This window comes from Salininema proteolyticum (genome assembly GCF_042685645.1).
In the GTDB taxonomy this organism is placed as follows: domain Bacteria; phylum Actinomycetota; class Actinomycetes; order Mycobacteriales; family Micromonosporaceae; genus Salininema; species Salininema proteolyticum.
On sequence record NZ_JBHUNX010000001.1, the window covers coordinates 3,801,629 to 3,815,908 of the forward strand.

The following is a 14,280-nucleotide window of genomic DNA, read 5'->3' on the forward strand; positions in this document are numbered from 1 at the left end:
GCAAGGAAAGTTCCACATCATGGAAGGAATCGGGGGATCCCCGGGCGCCTCGCGCGCGCCCACCAGGGAAGAGCGAAGGACATGGATATGACACTGGGGAGCCCGGCGAAGATCCTGGGCACGAACTACTGATGCCGCCGTTGCCGCGCCTGCCGGAGGCGTGCGGTCGCGCCGGCACGGGCGGCACGGATCGGGCCCGAGGGCGTTTGGCGGCTCGGAACGGCCGACCGGTGTCCGCATTGTGGGACGCGATTGCGGGAGTTGCGGGCGGTCAAAAGTCCATAAAGCACTGATATGGATTCCCGGGCACGGCAAGGACCCACGCGAGTTCAAGCATCCGTGGAAGGAGTCAGAGGCTCTCGCCGACAATCAGTTTCGCGCGGCGCGCGTGCGCTTCCGTCGCTTCGTACCGGTGGACCCGGTGTACATGCTTCAGTTTCGCGCGGCGCGCGTGCGCTCCCAGACGGCTCGGACGTCGTATGTGGACTGGATGTCGTGGACGCGGACGCCCCAGGCGCCGGCCTCGAAGGCCAGGACGCTCGTGGCGGCGGTGGCGGTGTCGCGCCCCGACGGCGGGCGGTCGCGGCCCTCCAGCTCCCCCAGGAGCCGCCCGAGGTAGCTCTTGCGGGAGGCGGCGAACAGGACCGGGTAGCCCAGCGCGGTCAGCTGGTCCAGGTGGGCCGACAGGGCCCAGTTGTGCTCGGCGGTCTTGGCGAAGCCGATGCCCGGGTCGATGACGATCTGGCCCGCGTCCACACCGGAGTCCAGGGCGTACTCGACGCGGTCCTCGAGCTCGGCCTTGACGTCGGCGACCACGTCGTCGTAGCGGGCGAGCTTCTGCATGTCGGCGGAGTGGCCCCTCCAGTGCATGAGGATCCACTTCACGCCCGTGGAGGCGATCACGGAGGCCATGTCCGGGTCGGCGAGCCCGCCGGAGACGTCGTTGACGATCGTCGCGCCGGCCTCGATCGCGGCGGCCGCGACCTGGGCGCGCATGGTGTCGACCGAGACGGTCACGCCCCTCTCGGCGAGCGCGGCGATGACGTCGACGACGCGTTCGATCTCGACGGGGGCGTCGACGCGCTCGGCGCCGGGGCGGGTGGACTCGCCGCCCACGTCGATGATGTCGGCCCCCTCGGACGTCATGCGGAGGGCATGGGCGATGGCGTCCTCGCGGTCGAGGTACTTGCCGCCGTCGGAGAACGAGTCCGGCGTGACGTTGAGAATGCCCATGATCTTCGGTGAACTCACGCCTCCATGGTGGCAGAGCCCTGCGGGAGGCGCGGTCGCCGACGCGCGGTTGTGAGTTGTGCGGGGCGCTCGGGCCGGCGTCCGTTCCGAGCGGTGCGGGCCTCCCGGACCGGGGCCGCGCCGCGCCTTGAACCGCCCGCGGTCAGGCGGTCAGCCCTCCCCGGGCCGGCGGCGCCGGCTGAAGGCCCACGCGGCGACCGTGGCGGCTCCCGCCGCGACGGGGACGGCCGTGCGCATCAGTTTGCGGCCGTTGCGGAAATCGAGGACGGGCCAGTTGTGGCGGCGGGCGTAGCCGGTCAGCCTGCGGTCGGGGTTGACCGCGACGGGCTGGCCCACGACGGACAGCATCGGCAGGTCGTTGCACGAGTCCGAGTAGGCGGTGGAGCGTTCCAGGTCGATGCTCCGCTGAGCGGCGAGGTGGTTGACGACGTCGGCCTTGGCGTCGGCGTGGAGCAGGTCGCCGACGAGGCGGCCGGTGTACTTGCCGTCCTCGACCTCGGCGATGGTGCCGAGCGCGCCGGTCAGGCCGAGGCGGTCGGCGATGATGTCGGCCAGTTCGATGGGGCTGGCGGTCACGAGCCAGACTTCCTGGCCGGCGTCGAGGTGGGTGTCGGCGAGGCGGCGGACGGGGGCGAGGATGCGCGGCGTGATGTCCCGGTCGACGATCTCGGCGCTGATGTGCTTGAGGCGTTCCACGCTGGATCCCGCGACCAGTTCGAGGGCGGCGGACTTGACGGTGTTCATGTGCCCGTGGTGTTCGCCGCCGAAGCGGTAGCGCAGCTGCTTCCAGGTGAACTGGACGATGGAGCGGGCGGGGATCACTCCGTGGCGGACGAGGCCCTTGCCGAGCCAGTAGATGGAGGCCCCGTACATGAGGGTGTTGTCCACGTCGAAGAACGCCGCCGCTTTGGCGGTGGTTCGGGCCGGAGCGGGGCCGCCGCCCGCGCCGTCGGGGTGCGCGGGGTCCTTCGAGTGTTCGGTCGCGGGTGTCAGGTCTCGTCCTTCGTCGTTTCCGATGTGGTCGGCGCTGCGGTCGGCGGCCTCGAGGAGGGTGCCTTCCGGAGACGGTGCGGCGGTCAACATGGCGCCTTGGCCTCGCATGGGGTCGATGGGAGCGGATTCCCACCGTAACCGCGCGCGGTGGCCGACACGGGTCGCTCAGCCGTATAGACAAAGACTACACAGAAAACTTCGGGGAAAACCCGTTCGGAGCCTCGAAATGGACTGTGACGTTGCCTCCCGACTGGTGGGAATCCGCTGGTTTCGGGCCGTTCGGGCATGGGCGGGCGATGTCGGAGCCGATTCGGGACGTACGGGGAGGGTCGGAACGGGGCCGACCGTGTGCGCCCCCGGTCTCGGCCGCGGAGCCGCCGATCCGGCGCCCGGCAAAGGTGTCGCGGACGCTTCGCCGGGTGCGGGCGCTTCGCAAAATGCTGGTGGCAGCGGGATTCACCCTTCACTGAACGATGCGGCCGCCGCTACGCGGCGTCTCGTACAGGGGAGGACGACCGTGGCGAACGCGAATGGGGCGAACGGTCGTTACGGCGAGTCCGATGACCGGGCGACGCGAGCGGATAGCCGCCGATCGCCATCCCGGCCGAGAGCGTGGTTGGCTTGGCCCGTCCCACGGAGTCGCCGACCGCATGCCCCCGCGAAGGGGATGCGGAGCGCGGCGGCACCGCGGGGCCTCGGGTGCTCCCGCAGAATCCGGGAGAGTGCGCGGTGGGCCGTCGGGACCGCGACCTTGGTCGGCGGCCCCGACGGCCGATCGGTCGTCTCTTCGGCGTGCTCTCAGCCGAGCAGCTTGCTCAGCACCTGGTTGAGCTCGTCGACCAGGGCGCTGCTCTTCGCGTCGTCGTCCTCGGTTCCGTCGTCCTCGGTCACGTCGGCGGCCGGCTCGTTCTCGTCGGCGGCGTCGGCGTCCTTCTCGTCCGCCGGCGTCTCGGCGTCCGAGTCGTCCTCGACGCGTTCGGAGTCCTCGACGGCCGGGTCCTCGGTCCCGTGCTCCGGCTCGCCGTGTCCGCCGGCGTTCTCGGTTCCGGGGTCGGAGGGAGCCGCGGGGCCCTGTCCGCCGGGAGCCTCGACGCGCTCGTCGCCGATCTCGCACTGCCCGGGGAGCGGGCCGAGGCGGTCGGTCTCCTGTACCGGAGCCTCGCAGGCCAGGGCCTGCCGCAGGGCGAGGGACCGGTGTCCGGCCTCGCCGAGCATGTCCCAGAGGTTCTGGGCGGCGTCGGCGCCTGCGCCGCTGGTCGCGTTGGTCAGCTCCTCGATCTTCGGCCGCTGGTCGTTGACGAACAGGTCGACGTAGTCGAGGGCGGCGGTGTCGCCCTGCTCGGCGGCCAGGCCGTGGAACAGGGCGGCGCCGTCGAGGATGTCGGAGTAGGCGGCGTCGATGGCCTCGGCGGAGGCCTCCGGGTGCCCGGCCAGTTCACGCGCCTCGGTCAGGCGGGTGGAGGCGAACTCGAAGTGGAGCTGTGCCTTGGACATGTCGTCCCCGGCGAGCGCCAGCTGGGCGCGCTCGGTGGAGCGTTTGACGCCGTAGAGGGCGTCGCCCGGGAGCGCGTCGCCGCTGGCGGCGGAGACTCCGGACACGGCCACGGTTCCGCCCAGGAGGGCGGCCACGACGGCCACGCGCCGTCCGCCGCGGGGACGGCGGCTGAAGAGCTCTTCGTGCACGGGCGGGACGCCGGTGTCGGGAACGCGGGCCCGCGCGGAGGCGCGGGCGGTGACGCCGATGCCCTCGTCGGCCGCTATGGCCATGAGGCGGCGGCGTGTGGCGCCGCGCCAGTCGGCGTCGGGTTCAGTGGCCCGGTGGACCTGGTCGCCCAGTCCCCCGAGCCGTTCGCTCGTCGCGAGCATGGCGGCGAGCTCTACGGCGGCGTCGGACGGCGTCTCCTGAGATGCCTGGGACGATGCCGTCGGCGGTGCCGCCGCCGGCGCGGCACCCAGTGAGCTACCGGTCTCGGTCGAGTGGAGGTGGGCGGGGTCGTCGGAGTCGAGCAGCGCGGCGAATTGCTCCGCGCGGCGTCGCTCCCATGGATTGATCGTCACCGGGTACACCTCCTCTCGAGTGTGTGGAAGTCCTTTACCCGTTTCAACGATCGGGAAGAGCCAAAGGTTACGGCCCCTATTGTTCTGGTGTCGTGTCTCACCGGCTTATCCCCTGGTAGACGCCTGCAGAGTGACGTTTTTCGGTCGCCTTGGCGACAGGAGCGGAGGTTTCGCGGGCCACCGGCGCCGGGCGCCCCCGGCGGAGCGCGGACGGGGCGGGCGTTGCGAGCGGCGCCGACGGCGTGCCGTGTTCACAGCCGGCCGCTGTCGGCCGCGCGCGTCCGCGGCTTGGAAACGGAGGAGGGGTCGGCCTCGGGCCGTGCCCTCGGTGCCGGGACCGCGCGGCGAACCGTGCGGCTCGGGCGGGTAGAGCGCCGCTCTGGGGCAGCGGCGCTCCTCCCGCGACGTGTTCGTCGACGTGTCGCGCCTTCGGGCGGTGGCGCGTCCGGCCGACACCGCCGGATCGCGGCGCCCTCGGGTGGTGCCCGGTCGCGGTGCGGCGGGTGGTCCGCGCGGTCGGCCGGGGCCGGTCCGGTACTCGGACGGGGTGCGGGTCGCGGGGAGAAGGTGTGGGGTAGGTGTTCACAAAGGCGGGCTCCTAACCGTGGAATCCGTCCGGGAGGAGGCGGGCCAAGGTTCGTACGGCCCGGTACTGGAGGGCCTTGACGGCCCCCTCGTTCTTGCCCATGGCCCGTGCGGTCTCGGCGACGCTGAACCCCTGGAGGAATCTCAGCACTATGCATTCCTGTTGGTCTGGGTTGAGCTTCTTGACTGCAGTGAGGAGCGTGGCGTTGGTCAGCTTGTCCAGGGCGGCCGTCTCGGGTGAGACCGTCGCGTCGGTGTCCGCCTGGTCGGCGCCTATGACCTCGGACTTGGCGATCTCCAGTCGGTAACGCCCCGACTTATAGTAATCGACCACGAGGTTCCGCGCGATCGTGATGAGCCAGGCCCCGAAGGCCCTGCCCTGCCATTTGAACGAGGAGATTCGCCGCAGGGCCCGCACGAACGCCTCCGAGGCGAGGTCCTCCGCGAGGGGCACGGAATTCACCCGAAAGTAGATGTAGCGGTACACGGTCGCGGAGTAGTGGTCGTAGATCTCGCCGAAGGCCTCGGAGTCGCCTCCCTGCGCGCGCTCCACCAGCTCGGTGATGCGCTCGTCGTCGACGGAGTCGTCCTGGCGGTGGCGTCCCTCCCCGACCGTGCCGGAGGCCGACCGGGCTCCGGCGGGAGCGGCCTCTCCGCGCTCGGCGACCGAGCGCGAGGGCGCGCTGAGCCGCATCATGTAGCCGATGGCCTCCTTGAGCGAGCCCAGGTTGGCGGCCACCTCGCGGAGGGTGAACTCGTTGACGGACAGTGAATCGTAGTCAGTTGCAAAAAGACTCGGTTGCGAACCGGGCACTATTGGCCTCCTCGGTCGAGGGGTTGGGCCGGACTGGTCTCTGCGCCGTTCTCCCGTCGTGGATCCGAACCGGGGGTGCGCGCCGCCGGGGCGATCCCCGTGCGGAGGGGCTCTGCGCCGGGGTCCTCCACCCCGTTCTGCGCGGCCGCCGCGCCGGTCGGTCCTCCGCCGGCGGGGCCTCCTGCGCCGCGCGCGCTCTCCCCTGTCGATGCGCCCCCGTGGTCTCCACCGGTACAGGCTCCGTCGATCTTAAGAATTCTCAAGTCGCATTCGGTGGATTTCACCGCGGCGTGTCGCGAGATTCGGGCACTATTTACCTGCCTTGGCCCTGAGCGACGGATGAGTGTCGGTTCCTCCGTAAGGCGGTATCCCACCTTTGCCCTCCCCATTAAGGTGCTGTATACCTCAACGGACCGCTCCTGTTTCAAGCCAGGGGCGACCCGCTGTTGGAATCCATCGTGACGGGAAACTGACGCACCGTGTCGCACAGTTTGTGCGACATCCGGATTTCAGATGCGTTTTTCGGGCGCGTTCTTCCGGCGCGCCCCGCGCAACGGGCGGGTTTCACACTCTCGAGGAGGCGACATGGCACGGCTGACGCTGGTGACGACGAAGGACTGCCACCTGTGCGGGGAGGCCCGCGACCAGATGCGCCGCGTCTCCGAGGAGTCCGGCGAGCCCTGGGAGGAGAAGGACGTCGCCGACGACCGCGAACTGCTCGTCGAGTACGGCGACAGGCTTCCCGTGGTGCTGCTGGACGGCAGGGAGCACGGCTACTGGACCGTCGACCGCGAGCGCCTGCTGAAGGACCTGTCGAGCTGAGGCGGCCGGGCGCCGCCGGGCCGCCAGGAGGCATGACGCAGCGGAGCGCGTCGACGCGGCCGAACCGTCTCCCCGAGCCGCTTCCCACGCTCCTCGAGCGGTCGGAGACCTACTCGGTGAACCCGCATGAAGAGCCGGCCGCTTCCCGCACTCCCAGGGCAGTCCCCCGCCTCTCCCGACAGTTGCCGAGGGAAATCGGATCATTTCTCTCGGTGTTTATTTAGTTCGGTTTATTGTCGAAATTTCGAAACCGCGGAAACGCCGCCCGCCTTCGGACACAATGCATACCGAGAATTGCTTCGACGGGACGCCGGCAGCGCGCCGAGAACGCGCCGAAACGGCGGCCGCCCCGCGCCCGGCGACACCACGCCCCGGCGTTCTCGAGGGGTCGTGCGGGACGGCGCAGGACCGCTATCCTCTTCAGATACAAGGAATGCAATTTCTTCGATAGGAGATCAATGGCGACCTCCGACCTTCCCACCGGCCTCGACGACAAGCCCCCGGGCGAGAGAGGCCTCGACGGCGGACACGGCGGCGGACGCCGTCGCGGAACCGCGGACGCGAAAGGCCCCGACGACGAGAACTCCCCCGCGGAGAACCACCGCGGCGGACCGCCGGACCGCGCCGCGGACGGGGCGGTCCCCGACCGCAGGGGCCCGCGCGCCGCACAGCTGCCGACCATGACCGTCAGCCGCCTCCCCGAATACCTCCGGGCGCTGACCTTCCTCTCCGACGAGGGCCGGGAGACCGTCTCCTCCGACCAACTGTCCGCCGCCGCCGGCGTCGGGCCGGCCCTCTTGCGCAAGGACCTGTCTCTCCTCGGGGCCGCCGGAATGAGGGGCGTCGGCTACGATGTAGCGAATCTCACCGTGACTCTCATGAATGTCCTCGGGCTCACACGGATCACCCGCGTCGCGCTCATCGGAATGGGACATCTGGGGCAGGCCCTCGCCCGCTACCCGGGCTTCCGCTCCCGCGGCTTCCACATCGCCGCCGTCTTCGACTCCGACCCGGGGGTGATCGGAACCCGCGTTCAGCCTCACATAGTGCGCGACGTGCGGGAACTGCCGCAGGCGATTCACAATCTCGACATTAGAATAGGAGTCATCGCGACACCCGAGCACGCGGCGCAGCACCTCGCCGACGCACTGGTGGAGTCGGGTATCACCAGCATCCTGAACTTCGCCCCGCGCCCTCTGGACGTCCCGGAGGGTGTGGCGGTCCGCAAAGTCGACCTGGCCGTCGAACTTCAGCTGCTGTCGTTCCACGAACATCATAAGAACGCGGAATCACTGAGACAGGATTGAAACGTGAACCTCCTGGTTGTTGGTCTCTCACACCACAGCGCACCCATCGACGCGCTCGAACGCGTCGCCTTCACCGAGAGTGAGGGCAGGGCAGCGGTCGACCGACTCGTCGACAGCGGCGCGGTCGCCGAGGCGGTGGTGCTCTCGACCTGCAACCGGGTGGAGGTCTACGCCGCCGCGCCCACCTTCCACGGCGCCCTCGTCGCGATCGTCGACGAGCTCAAGCAACGCTGGGAGGACATGGACTTCGCCTCGATCGGCTTCGCCCGCCACGGGCAGGACGCCGTCGACCACCTGTTCCGCACCATCGCCGGACTCGACTCCATCGCCGCCGGCGAGTCGCAGATCCTCGGCCAGATCCGGGCCTCCTACGAGCGCGCCGTCGAGTGGGGCCAGGTCGAGAAGCACCTGCACGACCTCTTCCAGCGCGCCCTCCACGCCGGCAAGCGCGTGCGGGCCGAGACCGACATCGAGGCCGCCGCGCCGTCGATCATCGCCTCCGCCCTGACCTTCGCCGAGGAACGGCTGGACGTGTCGGTCGAGTCCTCCCGCGTGACTGTGCTGGGCGCGGGCGCCATGGGCGCGCTCGCCGCGGCCACCGTCGCCCGCCGGGAGCCGGGCGCCCTGACGGTCGTCAACCGCGACTCGGACAAGGCGCGCCGGCTGGCCGCCGAGTGGGGCGGCCGGGCCGAGGAGTGGAGCGAGCTGGCCCGCGTGTTCAAGGAGACCGACGTGCTGATCACCGCCACCGGGGCGCACGAGCCGGTCGTCACCGCCGAGCTCGTCTCCGGCCTGGAGCGGCTCACGGTCCTGGACGTGGCCCTGCCACGCGACACCGACCCGGAGGCGGCCCTGCTGCCCGGCATCGAGGTCGTCGACCTCGAGCGCCTGCGCCGCGCCGCCGGGGACACGCCTATGAGGGGCGCGTTCGCCGAGGCCGAGTCGATCGTGCGGGCCGAACGGGAGGAGTACCTGGAACGCGTGCGGGCCGAGGCGATCACGCCGACGGTCGCCGCGCTGCGCAATGCGGCCGAAGAGATCGTGTCCGCCGAACTGTGCAAACTAGCGCGCCGCGACGACTTCAGCGACCCGCAGCGCGCTACGGTGGCAGCGATGGTCCGACGCGTCGTGGGCCGGCTCCTGCACGAGCCCACCGTCCGCATCCGGCAACTGGCCGGGCAGCCGGGCGCTCCGGACTACGCGCAGATTCTGAACGAACTATTCGCGCTGGACTCCGGGGACCTCGGTACGGCCACCCAGGACGTGCTCGCCGAGGCGCTCACCATCCGCCCCGACGCGTCCGAGACGCCGGGAGCGCCGGGTTCCACGGCTCCAGCGCCCGAGGGGGACCGATGACCATTCGCGTGGGAACGCGCGGCTCGAAGCTGGCCATGGCTCAGACCGGCCACGCCGCCGAGCAGATCGAACGAGTCAGCGGCGAGGCCGTGAAGCTCGTGCCCATCACGACCACGGGGGACACCTCGAGCGCCCCGGTGACGGAGCTAGGGGTCGGCGTCTTCGTCAACCAGCTCCGCCAGGCGCTGCGCGACGACGAGATCGACGTCGCGGTGCACTCCTTCAAGGACCTGCCCACCGCCCAGCCCGACGACCTCGTCATTCCGGCCGTGCCCGCCCGACAGGACCCGCGCGACTGCCTGATCGCCTCGGAGGGAAGGACTCTCGACGACCTTCCGCCCGGATCCCGCATCGGGACCGGTTCGCCGCGGCGCATGTCGCAGCTCAGGGCGCTCGACCGCGGCTGGGAGATCGTCCCCATCCGCGGCAACATCGACTCGCGCTCGGCCCGCGTCGGAAACGACCTCGACGCGGTCGTCCTGGCCGCGGCGGGGCTGCGCCGGGTCGGACGTGAGAGCGATATTACCCAGTCCATCGACCCCCTCACGATGCTTCCCGCACCGGCACAAGGGGCATTGGCCCTCGAATGCCGCAAAGCGGACAAGACAAATTCTGCGATCTTGTATAAACTCAACGATCGGTACGCCCACTTCGCCGCCACCGCCGAACGCGCCGTCCTCGCCCGCCTGGAAGCGGGCTGCACTGCGCCCGTCGCCGCGCTGGCGGACACGTCCGAAGCCGACACGGACCCCGAAGCCGTCGACCTCTACCTGCGCGCCCTGGTCGCAGCGGAGGACGGCTCCCGGATCGACCGCAACTCGGTCACCGCCACCGTGTCGTCTCCCGAAGAGGCCTTCGCGCTGGGAACCCGCCTGGCGGATGAGCTGCTGGACGGCGGAGTGGCCGACCTCCTCGCCTAGAACCGGGACCAGATCCGGGCGGGACCCATTGACCGCTGACAAACACCATTGATGGAGTTGACTAGATGAGCCGCAAGCTGGTAGGTCGAGTTCGATTTATCGGGACTGGCCCCGGAGACCCGGGTCTTCTGACGAAACGCGCCCTGGACGCGATCGCCGAGTCCGACCACATCTACTACGACCGCTCGCTGCCTTCGGCTCTGCACGAGTTCTGCACGCGCCTCGCCGGGGAGGGCACTCTCAAGCTCATCGAGAACTCCCCCTCCGACCAGGCGCGACTCATGGCCGAGGCCGCCGCCGACGGCCAGAACGTCTGCCGCCTGTTCGTCGGCGACGTCTACCCCAACCGCCTGGCCAAGGCCGAGATCAAGGCCGCCAGCGAGACCGACGCCCGCTTCGAGGTCATCCCGGGCATGAGCCACGCCCAGGCCGTGAGCGTCTACGCCGGCATGCCGCCGGAGTCGACCCGCACGGTCATCGACATCGACGACATCGCCTCGCTGGAGCCAATGGCCCTGGCCGACGCCGTCAAGCGCGGCTCGCTGACCGTCACCGCCGACGTCTCCGACCTCTCCAGCCTCCGCGACATCCTGCTCGCGGGCGGCGTCATGGGCGAGACGGCCGTCGCCGTCACCGGTGACGCGACCGGGGAGACCCAGTACACGACCACCTCGTCAGTCGACACGTTCGTCGAGGCCGCGCTCGGCTACGCGGGCCAGGTCGTCCTGACCATCGGCCCCGGCGTCGAGGTCCGGGCCGAGCTCGGATGGTGGGAGTCGCGTCCGCTGTACGGCTGGAAGGTCCTGATCCCGCGCACCAAGGAGCAGGCCGGCGTCATGGCCGACAAGCTGCGCGCCTACGGTGCGATCCCGTGCGAGGTGCCGACGATCGCCGTCGAGCCGCCGCGCACGCCCGCGCAGATGGAGCGCGCCATCAAGGGGCTCGTCGACGGCCGCTACGCGTGGATCGTCTTCACCTCGCAGAACGCCGTCAAGGCCATCTGGGAGAAGTTCCAGGAGCACGGCCTCGACGCCCGCGCCTTCGGAGGCATCAAGATCGCCGCCATCGGCGAGTCGACCGCCGAGGCGGTCCGCTCCTTCGGCGTGGAACCCGAGCTGGTGCCGACCGGGCAGCAGTCCTCGCAGGGCCTGCTGGAGGTCTTCCCGCCGCACGACTCCGTTCTCGACCTGGTCGGCCGCGTGCTCCTGCCGCGCGCCGACATCGCCACGGAGACCCTCGTCGCCGGGCTGACCGAGCGCGGCTGGGAAGTCGACGACGTGACGGCCTACCGGACCGTGCGCGCCTCTCCCCCGCCGGCGGAGATCCGCGACGCCATCAAGAGCGGCGGCTTCGACGCGGTGCTGTTCACCTCGTCCTCGACCGTCCGCAACCTGGTGGGCATCGCCGGAAAGCCGCACCAGCGGACCGTCATCGCCTGCATCGGCCCGGCCACGGTCGAGACGGCCAACGAGTTCGGCCTGCGCGTGGACACCAAGCCCGACACGCCGAACATCACGGCGCTGATCGAGTCGCTGGCCGACTACGCCGACGAGCTCAAGAAGCGCCTGGCCGAGGGTCCGATCAAGACCCGCCGCGGGCAGAAGATCCAGGGTCCGACCGCGCTCCGCTTCCGCTGAGGGTGACGGAGGCCGGTCCGCGGACCGGTTGAAACCGGACAGAGAGACGCGTCAGACACGCGCCTGAGACGAAAGTCGGGCCGCACCGGGGTTACGCTTGAACCTCGGTTGCGGCCCGACTTCTTTCTTCTGAGGAGAATTTCCATGAGCTTTCCCGCGCACCGTCCTCGTCGACTGCGCCGCACGCCCGGCCTCCGCCGCCTGGTCGCCGAGACGCGCCTGCACCCGGCCGACCTCGTGCTCCCGGTCTTCGTGAACGAGGACCTGACCGCGCGCCGGCCCATCTCATCGCTTCCCGGCGTCCACCAGGAGACCCTCTCCTCAGTCGTCGACCTGGCCGCCGAGGCGCTCGACGCCGGCGTCGGCGGCATCATGCCGTTCGCGATCCCGACCGTCCGCGACGCCGTCGGCTCGCAGGCCACCGCTCCCGACGGCGTCCTGGCGCGCACCACCGCCGCCATCAAGGACAAGGTGGGCGACGACCTGGTCGTCATCCCCGACCTGTGCCTCGACGAGTTCACCGACCACGGCCACTGCGGCGTCCTCACCGACGACGGAGCGGTCGACAACGACGCGACCCTGGAGCGCTACGCCGCGATGGGCGTCGTCCTCGGCAACGCCGGTGCCGACCTGCTCGGCGCCTCCGGCATGATGGACGGCCAGATCGGGCACGTCCGCGCCGCCCTCGACGAGGCGGGCTTGAAGGACACCGGACTGCTCGCCTACGCGGCGAAGTACTCCTCGGCTTTCTACGGCCCGTTCCGCGAGGCCGTGGACTCGCAACTGCAGGGCGACCGGCGCACCTACCAGCAGAACTCGGCCAACGCCGTCGAGGCGCTGCACGAGATCGACCTGGACGCCGCCGAGGGAGCCGACATCGTGATGGTCAAGCCCGGTCTGCCGTACCTGGACATCGTCGCGGCCGCCGCCGAGCGTGTCGCTCTCCCCGTCGCCGTCTACCAGGTGTCCGGAGAGTACGCGCAGATCAAGGCCGCCGCCGAGCGCGGCTGGATCGACGGGGACGCCGCCATGGACGAGGCGCTGCTGTCGATGAAGCGCGCCGGCGCGTCGATGATCGCCACGTACGCGGCCGTCGACGTCGCCCAACGGATTCGCTGACATGCCGTGGACGGCGTGACGCGCTGTCCACCGGTCACGCTTGACCCGCGGCCCGGAACAGGGCTAGCATGTCAGCAGTTGTTTTTGGCCCGTAGGCCGTTCACTATGGTTTTAACCATCGAACGGCCGACGGATTTTTCTATGCCTTCGGCACCCCTGGAAACGCATTGGGCCGTGCCGAGGAATCCCCGACACGGCCCGTCCCCTCTCAAGGCGGTTGGCGATGCCTCGTTAGGGGTAAATGGCCGCCGCTGGTCCGAGTTTCCTTGACAAGAAGCCCGGACCAGGGCTAACATAAGTAGCGGATTTTTGTTAGGCCCGGAGGCCGTTCACTATGGTTGCAGCCATCGAACGGTCGACGGGTTTTTCTATGTCCCATCGGACCGAGAATCCGTCCTCCGACCGGATCGCGACAATGCGCTTTGGTCCGGCCCAGACGTCGAATCCGCGATCGCAGAACGCGTCGATGAGCTCTTTGCCATAGCTTGTTCCACTATTCATATGTTTCACCCCCTCTCCTCGAAGAGCGGGTGCCGCCCCATCACGGCGGCCAAGAAAGAGTGTAGGACGGCGAATCGCCGAATCGGGCGCGACACGCGAGCGCCAGTCGGAGTTTCCTCGACTATCTTTAGTGCCATGGAGAACGACTTCCTCGCCGGCGAGGCCGACCCTTTCGCACTGTTCGACCGGTGGTTCGCGGAGGCCGCCGCCTCGGAGCCCTCCGACCCGAACGCCATGTCCCTGGCCACCTGCGACGCCGACGGCATGCCGGACGTTCGGACGGTCCTGCTCAAGGAGGCGTCCCCTCGCGGCTTCGTCTTCTACACCAACACCGAGTCGGCCAAGGGCGAGGAGCTGGCCGCGAACCCTCTTGCGGCCGCGGTGTTCCACTGGAAGTCCCTCCACCGCCAAGTCCGTTTCCGCGGACCGGCGGAACAGGTCTCCGACGCGGAGGCGGACGCGTATTTCGCCACGAGGTCGAGAGAGAGCCGCCTGGGCGCTTGGGCCTCGATGCAGTCTCGTCCCGTCGCCGATCGGCGGGCGTTGGTGCGGCGCTTCGACAGTGCGGTGGAGCGCTTCGAGGGGAGGGAGGTCCCGCGTCCGGAGTACTGGTCCGGATACCGGCTGCGGCCCCTGTCGATCGAGTTCTGGGCCGGGCGCAGCCACCGGCTGCACGACCGTCTGCGGTTCATGCGGAAGGACTTCGACTCCGTCTGGTCCGTCGAGCGCCTCTATCCATGAGAGCGCCTTCTCGACTCCCGTATCACCGCAACGGCCGAGAACACCGGCCCTCGAACCGGACGCGGTCCGCGAACGCCGCGTCCGAAGATATTCCAGGGACCCCGGAACACGGCCATCCGGCCGGATCAGTGGCAGCGTGGAACCGATCGTGACTCGGACCCGGTCCTTCACCCGGG

General features: G+C 69.8%; 11 protein-coding genes. 7 read left to right on the forward strand and 4 right to left on the reverse strand.

Translation table 11 applies throughout. The features are described from left to right. Positions 1-432 precede the first annotated feature (432 nt). The 4 genes from folP to ACFTE1_RS17595 all read right to left on the reverse strand — a co-directional run bounded on the left by folP (position 433) and on the right by ACFTE1_RS17595 (position 5,701). Complete coding sequence (gene folP / locus ACFTE1_RS17580) at positions 433-1,233, reverse strand: dihydropteroate synthase (protein WP_380624304.1); 801 nt, start codon at positions 1,231-1,233, stop codon at positions 433-435. A gap of 168 nt (positions 1,234-1,401) precedes the next feature. Further along, the gene (locus ACFTE1_RS17585; RefSeq protein WP_380624036.1) at positions 1,402-2,334 is read right to left on the reverse strand and encodes an HAD family hydrolase; all 933 of its coding nucleotides are present in this window, start codon (positions 2,332-2,334) and stop codon (positions 1,402-1,404) included. Between the two features lie 708 nt (positions 2,335-3,042). Then, positions 3,043-4,302, reverse strand: coding sequence for a DUF5667 domain-containing protein (locus tag ACFTE1_RS17590; RefSeq protein ID WP_380624034.1), 1,260 nt, complete (start codon positions 4,300-4,302; stop codon positions 3,043-3,045). 598 nt (positions 4,303-4,900) lie between these two features. Next, positions 4,901-5,701: a sigma-70 family RNA polymerase sigma factor gene (locus ACFTE1_RS17595; RefSeq protein WP_380624032.1), complete on the reverse strand. Its 801-nt coding sequence runs from the start codon at positions 5,699-5,701 to the stop codon at positions 4,901-4,903. 585 nt (positions 5,702-6,286) lie between these two features. Between ACFTE1_RS17595 and ACFTE1_RS17600 the strand changes: the two genes are divergently transcribed. The 7 genes from ACFTE1_RS17600 to pdxH all read left to right on the forward strand — a co-directional run bounded on the left by ACFTE1_RS17600 (position 6,287) and on the right by pdxH (position 14,104). Next, on the forward strand, positions 6,287-6,523 hold the full coding sequence (locus ACFTE1_RS17600; protein ID WP_380624029.1) for a glutaredoxin family protein: 237 nt from the start codon (positions 6,287-6,289) through the stop codon (positions 6,521-6,523). Between the two features lie 458 nt (positions 6,524-6,981). Next, complete coding sequence (locus tag ACFTE1_RS17605) at positions 6,982-7,830, forward strand: redox-sensing transcriptional repressor Rex (RefSeq protein ID WP_380624027.1); 849 nt, start codon at positions 6,982-6,984, stop codon at positions 7,828-7,830. Positions 7,831-7,833: 3 nt separating this feature from the next. Beyond that, positions 7,834-9,186, forward strand: a complete 1,353-nt coding sequence (gene hemA, locus ACFTE1_RS17610; RefSeq protein WP_380624025.1) for a glutamyl-tRNA reductase — start codon at positions 7,834-7,836, stop codon at positions 9,184-9,186. Continuing rightward, the gene (gene hemC / locus ACFTE1_RS17615) at positions 9,183-10,106 is read left to right on the forward strand and encodes a hydroxymethylbilane synthase (protein ID WP_380624023.1); all 924 of its coding nucleotides are present in this window, start codon (positions 9,183-9,185) and stop codon (positions 10,104-10,106) included. The genes hemA and hemC overlap by 4 nt, the downstream gene beginning before the upstream one ends. Before the next feature lie 65 nt (positions 10,107-10,171). Beyond that, positions 10,172-11,743 carry a uroporphyrinogen-III synthase gene (locus ACFTE1_RS17620; RefSeq protein ID WP_380624021.1) on the forward strand — a complete coding sequence of 524 codons (1,572 nt, stop codon included), beginning with the start codon at positions 10,172-10,174 and terminating at the stop codon, positions 11,741-11,743. 144 nt (positions 11,744-11,887) lie between these two features. After that, positions 11,888-12,862, forward strand: coding sequence for a porphobilinogen synthase (hemB, locus tag ACFTE1_RS17625; RefSeq protein ID WP_380624019.1), 975 nt, complete (start codon positions 11,888-11,890; stop codon positions 12,860-12,862). 636 nt (positions 12,863-13,498) lie between these two features. Continuing rightward, complete coding sequence (gene pdxH / locus ACFTE1_RS17630; RefSeq protein WP_380624017.1) at positions 13,499-14,104, forward strand: pyridoxamine 5'-phosphate oxidase; 606 nt, start codon at positions 13,499-13,501, stop codon at positions 14,102-14,104. Positions 14,105-14,280 lie beyond the last annotated feature (176 nt).

Bases quoted from the DNA above. Each gene is read 5' to 3' on its own strand.
- folP (WP_380624304.1), bottom strand. From the start codon at position 1,233: ATGGGCATTCTCAACGTCACGCCGGACTCGTTCTCCGACGGCGGCAAG.
- ACFTE1_RS17585 (WP_380624036.1), bottom strand. From the start codon at position 2,334: ATGTTGACCGCCGCACCGTCTCCGGAAGGCACCCTCCTCGAGGCCGCC.
- ACFTE1_RS17600 (WP_380624029.1), top strand. From the start codon at position 6,287: ATGGCACGGCTGACGCTGGTGACGACGAAGGACTGCCACCTGTGCGGG.
- ACFTE1_RS17605 (WP_380624027.1), top strand. From the start codon at position 6,982: ATGGCGACCTCCGACCTTCCCACCGGCCTCGACGACAAGCCCCCGGGC.
- hemC (WP_380624023.1), top strand. From the start codon at position 9,183: ATGACCATTCGCGTGGGAACGCGCGGCTCGAAGCTGGCCATGGCTCAG.
- ACFTE1_RS17620 (WP_380624021.1), top strand. From the start codon at position 10,172: ATGAGCCGCAAGCTGGTAGGTCGAGTTCGATTTATCGGGACTGGCCCC.
- hemB (WP_380624019.1), top strand. From the start codon at position 11,888: ATGAGCTTTCCCGCGCACCGTCCTCGTCGACTGCGCCGCACGCCCGGC.
- pdxH (WP_380624017.1), top strand. From the start codon at position 13,499: ATGGAGAACGACTTCCTCGCCGGCGAGGCCGACCCTTTCGCACTGTTC.